Below are 20605 nucleotides of genomic sequence, written 5' to 3'. Positions count from 1 at the left end.
ATACGCTCATAAAACTTTCTTACGAGATGAAATCGAAGAACTATGCGGAACCTCTGCCACCTAATCTGTCATATGACTACGTTCAAGACAAGATTACGCTGGATGTAACTCAGGAAATAGATAAAACTCTTGACATTAAGCTGGGGTTCGATTGGCGATCAAGAATATACCAGGTCTATCTGGCAAAAAACCGTGATGGCCAGGCAAATACCGACATGATAACCAGGAACCAAAATTACTTTACCCTGAATGCCGGATTTGAAAAAACATATAAAAACAAAAGCGGTTTTGAATTTGAATACAGATACAAAACAAGAGATGACCTATATCAAGATTACTATTCATACACCTCCAATGTATTGAAAGGGAATGCAAAGTATTACCTCTCCCCTGCAACCAGTATCCAGGCAGATTTTGAGTATGAATCCAGGAAATATGATATTCCTGCCCTTTCCTCTACTGGGGATATTTCAAACCCTGTTCAGGAATATTACGACGTATTCGTAGGAGTCTTTGGCGATATAACTTCATCAACCGAGATTTCCCTGAAATTCGTGCTTGACAGCCGGGAAACAAATACGGATATCGAGGAAAAGAGCACTAAAAGGATGTATAGAGACAAGATATTAATTGCTGGTATCAAAATATATTTATAATCCCGCGAATTTTGTCTGCATCTGCATTTTTTTTACATCTTCTGGAAACGGCAGTCTGGCAATATCGCACAAGGTTGTCCGAAAGATCGAGGACCGGAATAACCGCAAGAACGGCAGAAACCGGGCAGAATGCAAATTACAACAATTTACCCAGGAGTTTAACGAAGAAATTCCCTGCGAGCCTTTCGCCGTAAAAATATTTCGAAGGATTTCTTATCACGTCCGAATAGCTGGGATAGATGTGAATCGCTTCCCAAATCTTCCAAAACGGTATATTGAAATGCCTGGCGAGCTGTAGCTCGTGCATCACTTCCGTGGCGTGGGCTCCCAGAATATGCGCTCCAATGACTTTCCCGCTTCCTTCAAGAATTATCTTGCTGATGCCGAATCCCTCCAGGTCGGTTCGCCCCTTGTCGGTCTTCCCAAATTCGCTCCTTAGTATCTTAATGCCATCGCCATGCTTCGCGCGCGCCTCCTCTTCCGTAAGCCCCGCATGCGCGAGTTCAGGATCGGTGAAAGTACTCCAGACCACGTGTTTATAATCTACTTTTTTTCTGAAAGGAAGAAAGGCGTTCCTGCAGGCGATTACCGCCTGATATTCAGACATATGGCTGAATCTGTAGGGACCTGTTACATCGCCGCATGCGTAGATATTCTTCGCCGAGGTTTGCAGAAATTCATTTACCGATATCCCGTCAGGAGTATGACGAACTCCGCATTTCTCTAGGTCAAGGCCTTCAAGATTCGGCCTTCTTCCCGTTGCCACGAGGAGCGACTCGGCAACAGCCTCCTTCCTCTCCCCTTTTACATCCAGCTCCGCGACTATCTCTCCGTTTCGCTTTGAAAGGCTAAGAACCTTGGCTGAAGTGATTATGTTCAACCCTTCGGACACCAGCTTGGCAGAGAGCATACCGGCGAGTTCGCGGTCTTCACGCGGGAGAATGGTGTCAAACATCTCTATCACCGATACCTTGACGCCAAGACGGTTGAATGCCGAGGCAAGCTCTACCCCTATCGGCCCACCCCCCAATACAAGCAGGGAACGTGGAAGTTTATCAATCGAAAATACGTTACTGTTGGTGAGATAAGGGACTTCCTTAATCCCTTTGATTTCTGGAACTGACGGACTGGAGCCTGTGCTGATGATAATCTTCCCGGCAGAAACGGTTTTGCCGTTAATGTCTATATGATGTTCATCCAGAAAACGTGGAGAACCGAAAAGGATATCTATACCGAGCTTTTTGAAGTTGTCAGGGTGGTGCGAATCGTAAACTTCCTGCACAATGCTCCTGACATGTGACATCACCCCGTCGGTTGTGACCTCTACAGGCGCCTTCGTGCCTAGCCCCATCCTGTCTAGGTTGTTCAATTCATGAACAGCTTTCCCTACCCTGATAAGAGCCTTGCTGGGAACACATCCGAAATTAGTACATTCCCCCCCTATTATCCCCTTTTCGACCATAATGACGGATTTGCCGAAACCTCTCGCCACTTTCGACGCCACAAATCCAGCGGCGCCCGCGCCGAGCACCAGCAGATCACAATCGAACTTTCCCATAAGATTACCGCCAATCCTTTTCATGAAGATGTACTTTCATAGCTTTTGAAATATCAACCTGCATATTGTTCTTTATGGACGATGATACCAAAATACCCTGTAAATATTGCTGTTTATTTTCTGGCTGTCTGTAAGTAATACTCATTCTCCAATTATAAAGCACGATCTTCCTAGCTTTTCCGAGTTGTTGGTTATCAGGTTCTTTCCCCATGCAACTTCGACTGTTATTGAACGCTGAGAATCGTTTCATCCACTTTTATGCGACATAAATATGCGTAACTGCAAGAAGATATCTTAGAGTTTCCATATTTTCCCAAACAACAGTGTTATATAATGGCACTCTATTGGGGATGGGACTGCTGAAACATAAATTTATACAAAATTCATATTCATTCGGTACTATTTAACCTCATGAACATCTATCGAGAGGCATTTTGGTTTGAAAGATAAGAAGATAGCTATCATCGAGGACGAGAGGGACATTCTTGAGCTAATAGAATACAACCTTTTGAAAGAAGGGTTTTCCACCATCTGTTCCTCGGACGGAGCTGAAGGGTTTAAACTGATAAAAAAGACCCTGCCGGACCTGGCAATCCTCGACATCATGTTGCCCGGAATGAACGGCCTGAATATCTGCAAAAACATGAAATCAGATCCGTCATTGAAAAATGTCCCCATTATCATTGTCACCGCCAAGGGTGACGAAAACGACATTATACTCGGCCTTGAATTAGGCGCGGACGATTATGTGACCAAACCTTTCAGCCCAAAGGCACTTGTCAGCAGGGTAAAAGCTGTATTGCGAAGGGGGCCGGTAAAATCGGCTGATGAAGAAAGGGAAAAAATCGTCATTCATGGAATTTCTATCGACATATCAAAACATGAAGTCCAAATAGACAACAAGCCTGTTGCATTTACCGCGACCGAATTCAAGATTTTACGTTTTTTTACCACCCAGCCCGGCAGGGTTTTTACAAGAGATCAGTTATTGAAGGACGCAATGGGGGATTCCTACATCGTTGACCGAAACGTCGACGTGCATATAAAAACGATCAGGAAGAAAATGGGAAAATACCGTGAGTATCTCGAAACTGTTCGGAGCGTTGGCTACCGCTTTAGGGAGAATCCTGATTCATGATCTTTAGTTCCCGTATCTTCTGGAAGATGTACGGAGGATTTCTTGTCTTCTTCCTGATACCGATCATCTTTGCCGGTGTATCTATCGTTGGCAAAATGGAGCATGATTTCATTGAGCAACTTAAGGAATCCCTCGTTTCGGAGGCCATATTGCTTCAGATAATTGCAGAAGAGTCCATATCCGGCAATTCCCATAGCGCTATTCAGGAGAGGTTGAAGCAGATACCTCTTGAGAAAGGCGCCAGATTAACTGTCATTCTGGAAAATGGGGAAGTTCTAGGCGATACCGAAAAGGACCCTGTCGAGATGGACAATCATTCCAACAGACCGGAGATCCTTACTGCCAGATCGCATGGACGGGGCTTTTCCACCAGATACAGCGATACATTGAATACCAATATGATGTATCTGGCTCTCCTGGTAAAAAACAACAACGGATTCAACGGATACGTCCGAACTTCTGTTTCGCTTTCTTCCGTCGAGGAAAAACTTGGCGAGATACGAAACATTGTCCTGTTCAGCGCCGTCTCGGCTTTTATTGCCGCTCTTATTCTGGGACTTTTTTTCGCTAGACATTTCGCTCTTCCATTGTCCAACATGACGTCGGTTGCCCAATCGATGTCCCAAGGCGATTACGACCGCAGACTTTCCGTGAACAGGCTGGATGAATTTGGAAAACTCGCAAAAGCCTACAACGTGATGGCGGAAAGCCTCAAAATCCGGATCGGCACAATAGACAGCGAGAGGAACAAACTGCAAACCATATTAACCGGCATGATAGAAGGTGTTATCGCGCTTGATCTGTCCGAGAATATCGTGCATATAAATTCCGCCGCCGGTCGCATACTCGAAGTATCGCCCCCTGAATGTCTTGGCAAATCGATATGGAAAATTGCGAGTTTTATGGAACTAAAGGAACTTCTGGCCAACGTATTCAATGAAAAGGAGGGATTGAAAACAAAACTGAAACTTTCCAGGCAATTCAAGGATACCGTCATTGAAATGCAGATATCCCCCATTTACGACATAAACTATGCGCCGGCAGGCTCGGTAATAGTAATGCATGATGTGTCCGAGCTTCACAATCTTGAAAAAATTCGCAGGGATTTTGTAGCCAATATTTCCCACGAACTCAAAACGCCCATTACTGCGATACGTGGACTCATTGAAACAATAATCGATGACGAAGAGATTACTCCCGACAACAGAAAGAACTTCATGGAGAGAGCGAAAGAACAGACGAAGCGTCTTACCAGCCTGGTGGACGATATTCTCGCCCTTGCCCGCCTGGAATCAGAAAGTTTCGTCATTGAAAAAAGCCGGGTGAATATGAACAGGATAATCCTTGATGCGGTAAAGTCTCTCTCGCCAGTCAGCGAAGAAAGGGAGATCGAAATAGCCACCGAGCTTCCCGATACATCTGTTGAAATAAATGGAGATGAGAACGCCATTACCTCTGCCATAAGCAACCTTCTCGACAACGCTTTAAAGTACACGCCTCCAAAAGGAAAAATCGTTGTCCGCCTTAAAACTGACGGCCTGTTTGGGGTCGTCGAAATTCAGGATAACGGCGTTGGCATTGAACAGAAACACCATCACAGGATATTTGAAAGGTTTTACAGGGTAGACAAGGCGCGTTCAAGGGAACTCGGCGGAACCGGTCTCGGCCTTGCCATTGTCAAGCATGTAGCACAAAGTCATGGCGGGAAGGTTGATCTGGAAAGCGTACCTGGAAAAGGGAGCATCTTCCGCATAACTCTTCCGTTGGCTACAACGCTCGCCTGATAACCCGCATTACCCAATTTTCCATCTCGATTCATAATTTGACGACAGGTTAATTGCCATCCTACACCCTCCCCTTTTCCTTTTCTCAGCCGACCACCCGTAAATTTCCATATTTCAATTCCAGGATGGGCCTTCGCAGAAAAATTTATCAAATATTTACTTCATCTTTATTCATTTTTCGCATACACCGAATATCCTTGCGGTCATGATTGAAACGTACATTTTAAAAAGGGAAATCGGAGGAAAGAGGATAATGAATAGAGAATATCTTTGCAGGCTATTTTCTGCATTGATGCTATTAATATTGAACGCGTCAAACAATGCCTTTGCCGGGATTAAAGTATTGGAAGAAAGCGCGAAAAAACTTGAATTCTCAGGTGACCTCAGGTACCGCTTTGAAACTGACGAGAACAACTCGAAAAAGGCCCCCGATTCAGAAACAAGAACACGCGAAAGAGTGCGCCTTCGCTTTGGAGGGGGCTACCAGGCGAGCGAAAACGTAGAAGCCGGATTCAGGCTGGCAACAGGCTCTTCAAGCCTGCACTCTCCACATCAGGACCTTGGGAATAAAAGCGACGGCTCACTGTCAAACGCCGATTTCGGTACAGATAAAGCCTTTGTTAAATATAAACGGAACGGTAGCTGGTTCTTGGCGGGTAAAAACTCTCTTCCATACGAACAGTTCACAAAAACCTGGTTCGAAGGCGATTACAACCCTGAGGGCCTCTCACTCGGCTACAACGCTTCAAACGGTTCATTGTCGCTGGCAAAATTCGTTGTCCAATCCAACGGCAACCATGCTGCAAACGATAACGCCATTTTCGCCGGTTTTAACTACGATCTAAAACTGGCAGATGACACGGCTTTGAAATTCGGCGCCGCAACCCTGATAGTTGATGAGTCTTCGCGCGATGACAGTGACAGGACATCCACGTCGACTACAACGGTTACTGGAGGGGGGACGTTCGACACCACAGCTGTCAAAGTTGCAGATATCCCAGGCGGAGACGCGACATATAACAATATTGAACTCGAGCTGAAATACGGGAATTTCACGATCGGCGGTGAATACATGCTTGGCAATGCCGCTGAAGATAGAAGAGGAGGCGCGGGGATCGCGGCAAAGAGTGATACCAACGGAGTGGTGGTTTTCGCAAAGGTGAAACTGACCAAAATGTTCGGTGCAAGAGCCTATTTTCACGACCTTGGGTACGCCTCCATCCCTCTTCTTGGAGGCTGGGGTGCGGACGATTTTCCGCAAACCTCAAACTATACCGGATCAAGAGTACAGCTGGATATCGATACCGGCCACGGAATGAAGATCGACGTCCGTCTCTACACAATGGAGACCAAAAACAAGGACTTGACATCAGTTGAAGCAGGCTCTGATGCCCTTAAGGCAAAGGCTGCCGGTGAAGCGACAAAGATATCTCGTACACAGGTAAATATAAATGTCGATTTCTAAACAGCGTTTGCAAACAGGGAACTGGAAATATCCTATTGATTTGCTGTTCCTAAAATCTTCACCATATCTTTATACATTCTTCATATTAGCCAAGTATAAATTACCAAAAGGAGAAAAAGTGAACAAGTTATTTGGAAGTTTCATAATCGGCGCCATTCTGTTTTCAGCTCCCGGTTTTGCATTTGCCGAACGCCTTACAGGCTCTGTCGTGATTGACGGTTCAAGCACACTCTACCCAATCACCGAAGCTGTAGCGGAGGAGTTCCTCGCTATTCAGCCGAAAGTAAGGGTAAAGGTCGGCATTTCCGGAACAGGGGGAGGATTCAAAAAGTTTCTGATGGGCGAGACCGACATTAACGACGCGTCCCGCCCCATCAAGGAAAAGGAACAGAAAACAGCAAAGGAAAAAGGGGTGGAATTCATTGAATTGCCGGTTGCTTTCGATGGCATTTCCGTAGTGGTCAACCCGAAAAACAGTTTCGTAGATTACCTCACTGTCGAGGAGCTCAGGAAGATCTGGCAGCCTGACAGCACGGTCAAGAAATGGAGCGACGTCAGAAAAGGATGGCCGGATAAGGCGATCACGCTGTACGGGCCCGGCACCGATTCAGGCACATTTGACTATTTTACCGGTGAGATCAACGGCAAGGAGCAGTCCTCAAGATCCGATTTCACCGCAAGCGAAGACGATAACGTACTTGTGCAAGGCGTTAATGGCGACGAAGGGGCGCTTGGATATTTTGGTTACGCCTATTACACTGAAAACAAATCCAGATTGAAAATTGTCCCTGTTAAATCCGGCAACAAACCCGCGGTCACTCCAACGGTAGATACCATCATGGACGGTTCCTACTCGCCGCTTGCCCGCCCGATTTTTATTTACATCAGCAAAAAGTCTTCGCAAAAACCGGAAGTGAAAGCATTCGTGAACTTCTACATCGAGAACGCGGGAGCTCTCGCCGAAGAGGTAGGATATGTTCCTCTTCCAGAAACCGTTTACGCAAGCGGGATGAAGAGATTCAGCAATGGGATAGCAGGATCCCTGTTCTTGGAAAAATACAACAAAGGGAAGAGCATTGAACAGCTATACAAATAATTCCATGGAAATGCCTTTGGAACGCGTAAAAACTTCCTCTTCATCCCCCTCCGTTTGGTTTACAGCGCCGAGGAGGAGATTGCGCGAAAATGCCATACGTTTCATACTCTTTTTGTGCGCCATGATTTCCGTTGTCACCACAATCTCCATCATTTTCGTGCTGGTAAAGGAGACGTCGATATTTTTCACACATGTGAATGTTTCCGAATTTCTTTTTGGCGTGAGATGGGCCCCTTTGCTGGAGCCGCGCTCCTTTGGAGTACTGCCGCTGGTAAGCGGTACGTTCCTTATCGTTTTCGGATCGGCTGTCATCGCCCTTCCTGCGGGACTTGCTACCGCCATCTACCTCAGCGAATACGCTTCGGAAAGAACTCGTTCCGCTGTAAAGCCGGTTCTTGAAACGCTTGCGGGGATACCTACCGTTGTGTACGGCTATATCGCTTTGACATTTATCACTCCGATGCTCTCATCGGTGATTCCGCACCTGAAGGTATTTAACGCCGCGAGCGCTTCCATCGTGGTCGGTATCATGATCCTCCCGATGATCGCCTCGCTGTGCGACAATGCCATGCGGGCGGTACCCGATTCCCTCCGTCACGGCGGATACGCGCTTGGGGCGACCCACTTCGAAGTAACCGCGAAAATCATCGTTCCTGCGGCCCTGTCCGGCATCATGGCCTCTTTCGTGCTCGCTCTCTCCCGCGCGATTGGAGAAACCATGATAGTTACCCTGGCGGCCGGGGCGACCCCCAACCTCACTTTAAGTTTTATGGAGAGTATACAGACGATGACAGCCTACATCGTCCAGGTAAGCCTTGGCGATACGCCGGCGGGAGGGGTGGAATACCAGACCATCTTCGCTGTCGCATCACTGCTGTTCCTAATAACGTTTTGCATGAACGTCGCCGCAAACAGGATTCTCCGCAAGTTCCAGGAGATGTACGATTGAAACAGGACAACCTCTCCCGCAGACATATGACCGCCCGATTATTCAAGATCTTCTGCGCAGCGGTCACCACTCTGGGTGTTATAGTCCTTGTTATAGTTCTCTTTCACATCTTCAGGGAAGGGTTACGCTGGGTGGACGTTCAATTCCTTGAGTCATTCCCTTCGCGATTTCCCGAAAAGGCTGGTATAAAATCGGCGCTTTGGGGAACCATATGGCTGATATCCCTTACTGCCCTTTTTTCGATCCCTATTGGGGTCGGCGCGGCAATCTACCTGGAGGAGTACGCGCAAAAAGGGGCTGTTAATAGTTTTATCGATATCAATATCTCGAATCTCGCAGGTGTTCCCTCTATCGTTTACGGAATTCTCGGTCTTACAATGTTCGTCCGCTTTTGCGGATTCGACAGGAGCGTACTCTCTGGAAGCCTCACCATGTCACTCCTTATCCTCCCTGTGATTATCATCGCTTCCAGGGAAGCTATCCGCGCGGTGCCAGGTTCCATACGCCATGCGGCATACGCGCTGGGCGCCACGAAATGGCAGACTGTAAAGTCTCATGTGATACCTGCCGCCATGCCAGGTATCCTTACAGGAATTATTCTAGCCTTCTCCCGCGCGCTGGGGGAAACGGCGCCGCTGGTGATGATAGGAGCCCTTGCCTATGTTGCTTTCGTTCCCGAGGGGCCGATGGACTCCTTTACCGCTCTACCGATACAGATATTCAACTGGGCTTCGCGCCCCCAGGAGGAGTTCCATCAGCTCGCTGCCGGGGCAATAATCGTGCTACTGGCTGTTCTCTTTGCTATGAACTCTCTTGCCGTATATATAAGGGAGAGTGCTGAAAGGAAGCATAAATGACACTCAAGACGATGCAACAATCAACGACCGCCAACGTCCAGATGGAAAAACCTGTCCTTACCGCAAAGAACGTAACTATATGCTATGGCGCGAATCAGGCGGTGAAAGACGTCTCTCTTTCCATACATAAAAATCGTATTACTTCTATAATCGGCCCGTCCGGCTGTGGCAAAAGCACACTGCTTCGAGCCTTTAACAGAATGAACGATTTCATTCCAAATGCATCGATGATGGGAAATATATATTTTGGGGATGTAGATATTTATTCGAAAGATATCGATCCGGTAGATATCCGCCGATCCATAGGGATGGTTTTTCAGAAACCCAATCCCTTCCCGAAAACGATTTACGAGAATATTTCTTGGGGTCCCTCGATAAACGGGATTAAAACCGACCTGAACGAACTTGTCGAAAAATCGCTGGAGAAAGCGGCACTCTGGGAGGAGATAAAGGAAGAACGCCTTTACACCTCCGCGCTTAATCTTTCAGGCGGACAACAACAGCGTTTGTGTATAGCAAGGGCCCTTGCGATGGAGCCGGAGATCATATTGATGGACGAGCCTTGTTCTGCGCTTGATCCCGTGTCTACCGCCAAGATCGAAGATCTTATGTTTGAATTAAAGAAACGCTATACGATAGTCATTGTAACGCACAATATGCAGCAGGCATCCCGAATATCCGACTACACCGCTTTCATGGAAAACGGAACACTTGTCGAATTCGACAACACGGTCAAGGTATTTACCAGGCCGAAAAACAAAAGAACAGAAGATTATGTAACCGGACGATTTGGCTAGGAGAGATATATGCCGAGACATTTGCAAAGGGATCTGGACAACCTGAAAAAAGATACGCTGATCCTTGGCTCGATGGTGTCCAGCACCATCAACAAGGCGATCATCGCCCTTGTGGACAGAAGAATCGACCTTTCCGAGGAAGTGATAAACGGCGACGACGCCATCGACGAAAAAGAGGTCGCTATTGAAGAGGAGTGCCTGAAAATACTCGCTCTCCACCAGCCGGTAGCTGCGGATCTTCGTTTCATCATTACCATTTTGAAAGTGAACAGCGATCTTGAACGGATGGGCGACCTTGCGGTAAATATCGCCGAACGGGCGTCGTATCTCTCTTCCATAAAGAGTCTCGGATTGGAGCTTGATTTTCCGCGCATGGTTGAATGTGTTCAACGAATGGTCAAGGAGAGCTTGAACTCGCTTATAAACATGGATACGAGACAGGCGAGAAAGGTGCTTTCGATGGATGACGAAGTGGATGACATCAACCGCGAAATGTACGTAGTGCTTCAAAAAGAGATGAAGGAAAATTCGGATTCAATAGAACGGGCAGTGCACCTCCTGTCAACCTCAAGGCATCTTGAAAGAATTGCCGATCTAAGCACGAACATTGCCGAGGATGTCGTATTCATGGTCGAGGGGGAACTTATACGCCACAGAACGGAAGATTATGCTGAATGACGGTTGGGGGTGAAGCTCATACTTACACTTGGTCTTTTTAATATCTTTTCACCCATAATCATTTCTACCAAACGCAAGGTTACATTAAAGTTTAAAATTTAAATAGAAGATGCCAACTACATCATGCTGATAATTTAAGACTTTCGGCATTTTTTCACATGACAATTCCTGTTTCGGGTAAAATATTAATCACAGAGAAAATCATTCATCGCGCGTTATACGAACCTGTAAAAGGGGATTGGGGGGATAAAGGATGTTTAAGCGGATTGAAAAACTGGAAAAGGAACACGAGATGATTATCCAGACCTTGTCCAGCGCAAGGTCTCTTGGTATTACATCCAGGGAAGCAAGAAAAAAACTTCTGGAAGCAAAATCAGTGCTCCTTGAACATCTTCAGAATGAAGATACTTACCTGTACCCGGTTCTTAAAAAGGCATCCGTGAATGATGAAAAGCTGAAAACCTTGATATCCGAATCGGCTGCCGAAATAGATGACGTGGCCGGCATGGCAACCAGATTCTTTGAAAAATGCGAGAACAACATTTCGGATGAACAGTATATTGATGATTTCAAGGAGCTATTCAAGACGCTTTTGTACCGGATACATAACGAGGAAAACAGCATTTACGCCGAATACAACCGGATAATCAGCTAGCAATTCTTCAGTGACCGTTCAGCCCATCCTTTGATGGATTGACAAAAGAGAGGCCAGTTTACTTATCCCTATTCAGTTCTTCGCGGAAATCTTCTTCCGAAGGATTTCGTATCAGACGCGCGCCGCGATGGCCCGTGATGTAACCGAGAACCCAATCTCCTAAAACCTTTAGCCTGTTGCGGTAAAGGATAACATGCATGAGATGAACAACCGACCAAATGGCCCATGCAACGATTCCTGAAAAATAAAGTCCCCTGATCTGCGCAACCGCCCTGCTTCTCCCTATGGTTGCCATTGTTCCGAGGTCTATATATGAAAACCGTTTGTGGGGTTTCCCTATCTGTTTATTTTTGATCAGTTTGGTAACGTAGACAGCCTCCTGCATTGCGACCGGCGCGACAGCCGGTAGCGGAACTCCATCGGTTCCTTTCACATGGGCCGCATCTCCAATGACAAACACCTCCGGGTATCCAGGTATGCTCAAATCCGGCTCCACGATAACGCGCCCTACCTTATCAAGAGGCACATCAAGTGTTTTAAGAAGGGAAGATGCCTCGGTTCCCGCTGCCCATATGGTGTTCGTTGCCTTTATGAATCTGTCGCCGACCTGCACCCCGTTTGAATTAATATCGGTTACCGCCTTGCCTGTTATTACTTCAACCCCTAGATGTTCAAGATCCTTTCTTGCCCTGTTCCCCATCCTTTTCGGCATTGACGGAAGAAGGTTCTCAGCCGCTTCGACAAGATATATCTTTGTTCTTGTCGGATCTATCCTTTTGAAGTTTCGGATCATCGTATGATTCGCTATCTCCGCTACCGCCCCGGCAAGCTCCACGCCTGTCGGCCCTCCGCCGACTACGATGAAGCTGAGGTACTTCTCGGCATCGGAATAGCGGTCGCAAAGCTCAGCCTTTTCGAAATTGAAAAGGAGCTTGTCCCTTATCGTCAGAGCGTCGTTCAGCGTCTTCAACCCCGGCGCGTATTTCTCCCATTCGTCGTGCCCGAAATAGGAATGGCGAACCCCTGTGGCTACGATCAGATAGTCATACGGTATCGGCAAGTGGTTGTGAAGATGTATCTCGCGGTTCACCTTGTCTATTTTCGTGACACGGCTCATGAGAACAAGCGTATTTTCCTGATGGCTTATTATCTTCCTGATCGGTGTGCCGATGTCCGCCGGGGATAGCGCCGCTGTCGCCACCTGGTATAGCAGCGGCTGGAAGAGGTGATGATTCGTTTTATCCACGAGGGTGATTTCGAACTCCTCGTGCCCCATCTTCTTCGCGGCGTATAGACCGCCGAACCCCCCGCCAATGATCACGAGTTTTTTAAGCAGTTTTTTCCTTTTCGGCATTGTGTGATTATATCAGTCGTCTGGTCTTGCGTGACAAAGAATGATTTAACTCATCGGGAAAATAATGCGAAAAGTACCATTTTTTTGGCCTTGACGGCTTTTGGATCGATGGGTAGACTAACTAACCAATGAAATTACCACCAAAAGAAGCCTGCAAAAACAATCCGCTCTTGAACCTGATAAGGGAAGATGATAAAAAGCAGTACTTATGCCCGCGTTGGGGCGCCAACCAGAAGTTCCTGACTCGCCATCGAATTCATACCTCATTTGATTTGATGAAAAAATACCTTCCTGACAACAAGGAGATACCTATTGCGGATTTTGCCTGCGGCAACGGCAATCTGGGGCTTCTCTTTGCCGAAGAGGGGTATAAAGTGGACTTCCTTGACAATGAAAAGAATTTTTTCGACTACATAAAGCTCAAGGCAACACATGGGGATTTCAATTTCATACATGCCGATTCGTCATCACATGTGTCGGAGAAGAAATATTTTGGCATCTTTTTTGGGGAAGGGATAGAGCATATGGCATACCCGGTAAAGACATTGGCCAATCTACGCGAAAACCTTGTGACCGGCGGAATAATCTGCCTGACCACCCCTAACGGCGATTATTTAAAATGCGAGGAGCCTTCATGGGAAGAAGTCAAAGACAAGCATGAGCGCAATGTAAAACTTGCCAACAATTGGGGAAACCATGTATGCGAATTTAAAATGAGGGAACTAAAGGAGATAGTCCGGGAAGCCGGGTTTGTCCCTATGGAGCATATAGTAGTGAACTCGCATCAGCTATCAAGGAGCAGTTTTCTCAGACGCGTCCTGCCAAACAAGATTTTATGGAAACTTGACAAATACCTATCCAGGAAAAAGTCGAAAAACGGGAAGCTCTACGGCAAGACTCAAATCCTTCTAGCCCAAAGGGTCCATTAACTTTTCAAGAAATATTCTTCTGCCCCAAGAGCGGATTCATGCGACCTTTTTTCGCTGGATGACGTATCTCTTGTGGCAAAAACTTCACTTCCCGCAGAATCAAAAGCCATCACATAGTTCAGGCTTTTCTATTTTGCGACCGCGAAGAGACATTTCAGGTACGCCCCTTCTGGAAAACCTATCGGGTGGTCAACCGGATGTTGTGTACGTTCTATCTCTTCAAGCGGTCTTTCGGAGTTTGCGGCTGTTTTGAAAACCGTCTGGTAAAACTCGCTTCCCTTTACCCGGCTTGAACAGGAAGCCATAACAAGCACCCCCCCCCTTCGCAACAGGCTCAATCCCAGCTTAACAAGCCTGGCGTATGCGATAAGCGCCCCGGCCACCTCCCCCTCGCTCTTTGCAAGGGCAGGAGGGTCTATTATTACCATGTCGAAGAACCTTTTCTCATTACGCATACGTTCCATCGCCTTAAATGCGTCTTCGGCGATATACTCCTGAGGAGTCCTTGCGATTCGATCATCCCCCTTGTTCAGTTCGAAATTCCGCTTTCCTGCCTCAATCGCCGGCTTTGATACATCGACGCTCGTAACCGACTTCGCCCCTCCCCTCGACGCGTATAGTGAAAACCCGCCGGTATATGAGAATACATTCAGAACTGTTTTGTCCTTTGCCAGCTTCTCCACACGTTCCCGGTTCTCCCGCTGATCAAGGAAGAAGCCTGTTTTCTGTCCATTCACAGGATCGGATTCAAAAAGGATCCCATTTTCCCTGAATACTACAGGGCCCTCCAGCGGCGGACCATATACCACCCCTCCGTCGGCAAGACCGTAAAGATATTTTTTTTCATTCTTTGTGATCCGGTTCATTCGCAAAACCACGCGCCGAACCGGTATTACCTCAATAAGCGCCGATACCACATCGGAAAGATGCGGAACCCATGAGGGTGTGTAAATCTTCACAACCGCCGTTTCGGCGTACCTGTCAATTATCAATCCCGGAAGGGAGTCGTTCTCGCCATGCGCCAGACGATAACCATCCGTATTTCCGGCGGAAAGCGGTTTGCGGATCTCCGCGGCTTCGCAGAGCTTTGCCAGATACCAGGCCAGGTTTATATCGGCGCTTTTTCTATGCTGAAGGATTCGCACACGTATAAGGGAGAGTGGATCGTATAGCCCAACAGCGAGGAACTTGTTGTTTCTGTCGTATATTACAGCCAGGTCGCCCGGCGCCCCTTCCCTCCCCTGTTTTGTTATGGAGTTTTCAAACAGCCAAGGATGCCCGCTACGAACATGCCTCTGCGCCGAAGCGGTTACCTGTATTGAAATCCGCTTTTCAGACGGAGGCGGAACCGACTTCAGGGCCTCAATATGAATAGGTTCTTCAGTCATGATGACCGCCCCAGATCATACCTGAAATGCGAAAGTGGAATAAGGGATATTGCTTATAGGAAATATGTTTTGTTCTCTTTCATCAGCGCAACCATTTCTTCTTCGGGGAGGGGACGGCTGAAAAGGTAACCCTGTATCTGGTCGCACCCCATTTCAAGAAGGATGTCTAGCTGTTCCTTGTTCTCGACCCCTTCCGCGATGACCTCCACGTTCAAACCTTTGGCAATGGAAATGATCGCTGTTGCTATCGTTCGCGAGTTCGCATCTGTTGCCAGATTGTGGACGAAGGATTGATCAATTTTTAGAGTGCTGAACGGAAATTGCGTCAGATAACTTAGTGATGAATAGCCCGTGCCGAAATCGTCTATCGAAATTTTCAGCCCTTTTGAATCAAGCGAATTGAGTATTTGGATCGTCGATTCGATGTTCCGTATTATCAGCGTCTCTGTAACTTCCAGCTCCACATCCTTCGGGCTAAGGCCGTATTTTTTGATAATATTGAAAATACTTGCGGAAAGCCCCTTTGATTCAAAATTGAGGCTTGAAAGGTTTACCGAAACCTTAAAGCCGTTCTCTGAAGGGATATACTCCTTCAGCCTTTTTGTGAATTCGCACGATTTCTCGAACATCAGACTGTCCATATCGATCACCATGCCGGTCTGCTCTGCAACCGGTATGTACTCCGCAGGGGAGAGGAATTTGCCATCCGCCATAGGCCACCTCGACAGGGCCTCCATGCCGACTATCTTGCCGGTATTTATATTGAGCTTCGGCTGGTAGAAAGCGATCAGCTTCCGCTCGTTTATCGCCTTGCGGAGATTTATCTCCAGTTCCATCCTCTTTTTTGCCTTTACGTTCAGGGCGTCGGTAAAATAGAAATAGGCGTTTTTACCCTTCTCCTTAGCGTGATACATAGCTGTATCGGCGTTCTTCACAAGCTCGGCGGCATCCTTGCCGTTTTCAGGATATATGGCAATACCGATGCTGACGGTGATATACAGTTCCTGTTCGTGTATGCCGAGTTCCTTCGAAATTGATGCCAAGACCCTCTTTGCCACTATGGCCGATTCTTCCTTGTCTGTCAGGGTGTCCAGGATGATCGTAAATTCATCACCGCCAATACGAGAAACGGTATCAACATCACGCGCGCACTGCTTGAGCCTGTTCGCGATCTCCTTCAGCAGGAGATCGCCTACATCGTGCCCGAATGAATCGTTGATGTATTTGAAATTGTCGAGATCTATGAAAAGCGCGGCGCATGTGCTCTTATTACGGCTCGCCCTCCCTATCGCCTGGTTCAGCCTGTCATAGAACAGATGGCGGTTTGGAAGCCCCGTCAGACGGTCATGATAAGCCCTGTGGCGAAACTCGTCCTCGCTCTTCTTCGACTCGGTGATATCGTGAAAAATCGCTACGTAGTAAATGCCGGGCGCTTTTTGAGAATCCTTCACCATGTTTATTGACACTCTCTGGGGATAGATTTCTCCATTCTTCCGTTTGTTCCATATTTCTCCACTCCAGAAGCCGTCTGTATTTATGCTACCCCACATATTTTTATAAAATTCCTGGTCGTGCTTGCCAGACTTCAGAATTCGCGGATTTTTACCGAGCACCTCATCCACGGAATAGCCGGTTATTTCGGAGAATGATCCGTTAACGAATAGAATCGTTCCGGTTTTATCGGCTACGATGAAGCCATCATGGGAGTTTTCGATAAACTTCGTAGCTATTGATGCCAAATCGTTCAAAAAACGCCCCCGAAAAATAGAGTTTCTGTTATGTTCTAAAGATTAGATATAATAACAAAAATTGTCAAAATCATTTATCATCAAAACAGAATTTATCACAAAATGACTTCATTTTTCCTCAACGAACTCTCATTTCTTAAAAATCAGCAGGTTAACCATGCTTTTCGTAATGTGTCATTCCACATTATACTATGATGCTATGAGATTGAATTATAAAGAGTGAAATCTATTCAGTAATATGTACGGCAAATGCGGTAAGCGGATCCAAGGCAAGAATTCCCCTGCTCTCCCCTTTTTCCACAAAAACCATATCACCCGCGCCAACTTCGTGAGCAACTCCATCGATGGTCATTACCCCTTTTCCGCTTACAAAATAGAAAACCCCTGTCCCGCTTGGATGCGGCGGTATCTCCTGGCCCGGATTCATGCATATTAGGGGGGTTTTATAGTTGGCGCCTACCTTTAGTATCTGGGGTCTGAACTCCGTATTAAATTCCGCTCTCTTGTTGAGATTGATCTTTTCCACTTTTTGCTCCTTGATTGTACAGGTTGTATATTGGGCCAATATGCAGACTGATGGATTTGCCAAGCCGGATAGGGAAAACAGGATTTATTCTCCCCGCCCCTGGGATTTACGGATCCATCTATAAAATATAAATTTCAAATCAGTTTACTATTATTTTTTTTATATTACCAGACTATTAAAACGGAAAATACTTTTGTAGGCTTATCACTAGAGAAGCGGGGTTCCTTAATAATATTAAGAAAATAGAGGCCTCCATGGTCACTAAAAAGTGATGGAAACCCCGCTTCATCTTTTTAAACCCCCTGCGATATTACAGTTCAAACAGTTCAGAAAAATTCATCTGTCTTACACAAAAACTTTAAAAAGTGTAAAATAATTAGAGAAAGGTTTTTGTTCTGAACGAGGCAAACAGCTGATATTTTCGATAAAAATGGTTAGCCCGCACCCGTAGAAACATCAAGGTTCTGCGGCAAATCAAGATTATCGATCCTCGTAAACAAGGGCTTTACCGGAAGGCGGATGATACCATGACGGTTACATCCTCGGTTCCCGGCAGGGAGAGAAGGTTCAACGCTCCTTTTGAACGGGCGTTCTATAATATCCGTACGCCTGTTGAAGCGTTCATTCACCAAAAGAAAGCAAGCGGCATAGTCCTTTTCATATTCACAACCATTGCGATAATCGCCGTGAATTCTCCGCTATCGGAGCTGTATCTTCAAGTCGTTAATGTGGACATACATTACCAGGTCGGCACTTGGGAAATGAAAGAGACGTTGCAACTCTGGGTTTCCGACGGTCTGATGGGGATATTTTTCCTCATGGTCGGTCTTGAAATAAAACGCGAGATCCTTTTCGGAGAACTTTCATCCCCCCGCAAAGCGGCACTCCCCGTTTTTGCCGCGCTTGGCGGAATCGCCTTTCCGGCAATTATTTTTTCAACACTCAATTCGGACGCTCCCGCCAACAGGGGCTGGGCAATTCCCGTAGCAACCGATATCGCATTTGTTATCGGTGTGCTCGCTCTCCTAGGGGAGAGGATCCCGAAGTCTTTTTACATTTTCCTGATTACTCTCGCTGTGGTTGACGACCTGGGGGCGATCATGATAATCGCCATCTTTTACGCAAAGGAGATTTCATTTGCCTACCTCGCAAAAGGTGCGGTCATACTAGTCCTCCTGATAGCCTTCAATCTTATCGGCATAAGGAATTATCTCCCATACCTAGCATTCGGCGCCTTCCTCTGGTTCGCAATGCTCAAGTCCGGCATACATGCAACAATGGCTGGCGTTATTATTGCTTTTACCATACCGTCGAAGCCCAAGAGCAACCCGTTTTATTTCCTTCAGTACATCGGCGAACTTTCAAACCGGATAATGGAAATCAAGGATGACATAGATAAACTGCCTGTCCCGCCAACCGGGGAGGAACAGGCTATCAAAAGGCACTCGTTCCTTCAGATGCTTAAAAACCACGCGTATCTGATGGAGTCTCCGTTGCATCGGCTCCACTACGATTTGACTTTTCCTGTGGCGTTTGTAGTGATGCCGATCTTCGCATTCACGAATGCCGGAATTATTATCGATCCGGAATCGATCGGTAACGGATTTTCCAGCGGCATTACGCTTGGGGTATTCTTCGGTCTGATAGTTGGAAAATTTTTCGGCGTTCTTCTTTCTATACTTATTTCGGTAAAGCTCGGCATCGCCAAACTCCCTTCAAAAATGACGATGCGCCATGCCCTCGGAGGCGCATTCCTTGCCGGAATGGGTTTTACCATGTCGATGTTCATAGCTGGTCTCGCTTACAGAGGAATGCCGGAATACCTTGCATATGCAAAACTGGGAATCCTTTTCGGTTCGCTGATTTCCGGTACGCTTGGGTATACCTTTCTCAGGTTCACAAACAATTTTAAAGTGGCGAAGTAGCAAAACAGGAGGTAGTTATGAGCAAGGGTGAAGAGATAATTCGACATCATGAATTCCGCGAAAGGAGCATCAATGAAAATGAAAACAGAGTAATTGCAAAAATTAGGGAACTTTGGAAGACATTGCCCGGTCTCTGCATTTGCGGACAGTGTCTGGATAACATATTCTGCCTTGCTCTAAACTATCTTCCGCCACGGTACGAAAATGCGGTAATCCATCATATAGGCAAGCCGACATCACTTTCAGACGAGGAAATCGATTCGTCGGTACGGATGGCAATGGAGAAGGTTCACCGCCATCCGAAAGTGGCTGCACATAAGGTTGTGAACTGACTTTGACCTCGTACCAGGAACGTCACTTCATCGGAACTTCTATGAAAAGGAACTCGGAATCTTCCTTTGCCGTGATACGGATTGTTTCAGTTTCCAGAATCCCTATTGCGTCTCTCGGGCCGACCCTTTCACCGTCGATTTCGGACTCCCCTGAGATCACGAATGCAAAAACACCATTCCCGGGGCGCATCATCTTGTATTCCAGCGGCATCCCGGCGTCCAGATTGGCAAGAGAAAGAAATGAATTCTGGTTCATCCAAATCGACCCTTCCCTTTCATCCGGCGAGGCGACAATCTGCAAGCGGTTGGCCTTTTCAGATTCTTCAAAGGACTTTTGCCCGTAAAACGGTTCTATATTCATATCTTTGGCCAAAATCCATATTTGCAAAAAGTTTGCCGGCTCCGTTTCAGAATTATTGTATTCAGAATGCATGACGCCAGAACCGGCGGACATCTTCTGAATTTCATTTTTCTTGATTACATATCTGTTGCCCATGCTGTCTTCGTGCCTAAGTTCACCGCTGATAGGGACCGAAACAATTTCCATGTTCCTGTGGGAGTGCATTCCAAAACCTTGTGCCGGTTCGATCACATCATCGTTGAATACTCTGAGGAGGCCAAATCCCATCCTCTCGGGGTTATGGTAATCGGCAAAGCTGAAAGTGTGATAACTCCTTAGCCATCCATGATCCGCGTAGCCTCTTGTGTGAGACCGGTAAAGTATCTTTTGCATGGTAAAATACCTTGTTTCAGCTAAACGTTATACTCAC

19 protein-coding genes are annotated in these 20605 nt (G+C 46.7%); 13 read left to right on the top strand and 6 right to left on the bottom strand.

Annotation, left to right across the window (positions count from 1 at the left end; genetic code table 11):
• On the top strand, nucleotides 1–656 hold a 656-nt coding region (locus OEY64_07490), incomplete at its 5' end, for a hypothetical protein (GenBank protein ID MDH5542792.1).
• Between the two features lie 136 nt (nucleotides 657–792).
• Here the strand turns inward: OEY64_07490 and OEY64_07485 are convergent.
• Entirely contained in the window at nucleotides 793–2214 is a 1422-nt protein-coding gene (locus OEY64_07485; protein MDH5542791.1) for an FAD-dependent oxidoreductase, read from the bottom strand.
• Between the two features lie 439 nt (nucleotides 2215–2653).
• On the opposite strand from OEY64_07485, the gene OEY64_07480 reads away from it, so the two are divergent.
• From OEY64_07480 to OEY64_07440, 9 genes are all read left to right on the top strand, one after another.
• Complete coding sequence (locus tag OEY64_07480) at nucleotides 2654–3352, top strand: response regulator transcription factor (protein MDH5542790.1); 699 nt, start codon at nucleotides 2654–2656, stop codon at nucleotides 3350–3352.
• Complete coding sequence (locus tag OEY64_07475; protein ID MDH5542789.1) at nucleotides 3349–5136, top strand: cell wall metabolism sensor histidine kinase WalK; 1788 nt, start codon at nucleotides 3349–3351, stop codon at nucleotides 5134–5136. The genes OEY64_07480 and OEY64_07475 overlap by 4 nt, the downstream gene beginning before the upstream one ends.
• A 253-nt stretch (nucleotides 5137–5389) precedes the next feature.
• The gene (locus OEY64_07470) at nucleotides 5390–6601 is read left to right on the top strand and encodes a putative porin (GenBank protein ID MDH5542788.1); all 1212 of its coding nucleotides are present in this window, start codon (nucleotides 5390–5392) and stop codon (nucleotides 6599–6601) included.
• A gap of 142 nt (nucleotides 6602–6743) precedes the next feature.
• On the top strand, nucleotides 6744–7697 hold the full coding sequence (locus OEY64_07465; GenBank protein ID MDH5542787.1) for a PstS family phosphate ABC transporter substrate-binding protein: 954 nt from the start codon (nucleotides 6744–6746) through the stop codon (nucleotides 7695–7697).
• 121 nt (nucleotides 7698–7818) lie between these two features.
• A complete protein-coding gene (gene pstC, locus OEY64_07460; GenBank protein ID MDH5542786.1) occupies nucleotides 7819–8646 on the top strand; it encodes a phosphate ABC transporter permease subunit PstC in 828 nt (275 codons plus the stop codon).
• 26 nt (nucleotides 8647–8672) lie between these two features.
• A complete protein-coding gene (pstA, locus tag OEY64_07455; protein MDH5542785.1) occupies nucleotides 8673–9503 on the top strand; it encodes a phosphate ABC transporter permease PstA in 831 nt (276 codons plus the stop codon).
• Nucleotides 9504–9544: 41 nt separating this feature from the next.
• Nucleotides 9545–10300 carry a phosphate ABC transporter ATP-binding protein PstB gene (gene pstB / locus OEY64_07450; GenBank protein ID MDH5542784.1) on the top strand — a complete coding sequence of 252 codons (756 nt, stop codon included), beginning with the start codon at nucleotides 9545–9547 and terminating at the stop codon, nucleotides 10298–10300.
• A 9-nt stretch (nucleotides 10301–10309) separates the two neighbouring features.
• Nucleotides 10310–10978 carry a phosphate signaling complex protein PhoU gene (phoU, locus tag OEY64_07445; GenBank protein ID MDH5542783.1) on the top strand — a complete coding sequence of 223 codons (669 nt, stop codon included), beginning with the start codon at nucleotides 10310–10312 and terminating at the stop codon, nucleotides 10976–10978.
• 253 nt (nucleotides 10979–11231) lie between these two features.
• The gene (locus tag OEY64_07440) at nucleotides 11232–11633 is read left to right on the top strand and encodes a hemerythrin domain-containing protein (protein ID MDH5542782.1); all 402 of its coding nucleotides are present in this window, start codon (nucleotides 11232–11234) and stop codon (nucleotides 11631–11633) included.
• Between the two features lie 58 nt (nucleotides 11634–11691).
• On the opposite strand, the gene OEY64_07435 is transcribed toward OEY64_07440, so the two are convergent.
• The gene (locus OEY64_07435) at nucleotides 11692–12987 is read right to left on the bottom strand and encodes an NAD(P)/FAD-dependent oxidoreductase (GenBank protein ID MDH5542781.1); all 1296 of its coding nucleotides are present in this window, start codon (nucleotides 12985–12987) and stop codon (nucleotides 11692–11694) included.
• Nucleotides 12988–13262: 275 nt separating this feature from the next.
• Between OEY64_07435 and OEY64_07430 the strand changes: the two genes are divergently transcribed.
• Nucleotides 13263–13916, top strand: a complete 654-nt coding sequence (locus OEY64_07430; GenBank protein MDH5542780.1) for a class I SAM-dependent methyltransferase — start codon at nucleotides 13263–13265, stop codon at nucleotides 13914–13916.
• A gap of 128 nt (nucleotides 13917–14044) precedes the next feature.
• Here the strand turns inward: OEY64_07430 and OEY64_07425 are convergent, their stop codons facing one another.
• The 3 genes from OEY64_07425 to OEY64_07415 form a co-directional block, all read right to left on the bottom strand.
• Complete coding sequence (locus tag OEY64_07425; protein MDH5542779.1) at nucleotides 14045–15304, bottom strand: class I SAM-dependent rRNA methyltransferase; 1260 nt, start codon at nucleotides 15302–15304, stop codon at nucleotides 14045–14047.
• 53 nt (nucleotides 15305–15357) lie between these two features.
• A complete protein-coding gene (locus tag OEY64_07420) occupies nucleotides 15358–17052 on the bottom strand; it encodes an EAL domain-containing protein (protein ID MDH5542778.1) in 1695 nt (564 codons plus the stop codon).
• A 226-nt stretch (nucleotides 17053–17278) separates the two neighbouring features.
• Nucleotides 17279–17578, bottom strand: a complete 300-nt coding sequence (locus tag OEY64_07415; GenBank protein MDH5542777.1) for a cupin domain-containing protein — start codon at nucleotides 17576–17578, stop codon at nucleotides 17279–17281.
• A gap of 527 nt (nucleotides 17579–18105) precedes the next feature.
• Between OEY64_07415 and nhaA the strand changes: the two genes are divergently transcribed.
• Both nhaA and OEY64_07405 read left to right on the top strand, forming a co-directional pair.
• Complete coding sequence (nhaA, locus tag OEY64_07410; protein MDH5542776.1) at nucleotides 18106–19503, top strand: Na+/H+ antiporter NhaA; 1398 nt, start codon at nucleotides 18106–18108, stop codon at nucleotides 19501–19503.
• A gap of 17 nt (nucleotides 19504–19520) precedes the next feature.
• Nucleotides 19521–19835: a late competence development ComFB family protein gene (locus tag OEY64_07405; GenBank protein MDH5542775.1), complete on the top strand. Its 315-nt coding sequence runs from the start codon at nucleotides 19521–19523 to the stop codon at nucleotides 19833–19835.
• A 22-nt stretch (nucleotides 19836–19857) separates the two neighbouring features.
• On the opposite strand, the gene OEY64_07400 is transcribed toward OEY64_07405, so the two are convergent.
• Nucleotides 19858–20568 (bottom strand): pirin family protein, encoded by a 711-nt coding sequence (locus tag OEY64_07400; protein MDH5542774.1) that lies wholly within the window; start codon nucleotides 20566–20568, stop codon nucleotides 19858–19860.
• Nucleotides 20569–20605: the final 37 nt, after the last annotated feature.

The organism is Nitrospinota bacterium, assembly GCA_029881495.1.
In the GTDB taxonomy this organism is placed as follows: domain Bacteria; phylum Nitrospinota_A; class UBA7883; order JACRGQ01; family JACRGQ01; genus JAOUMJ01.
Note: the sequence above shows the minus strand (reverse complement) of the source record. Positions and strands in the feature narration are given on the sequence as shown.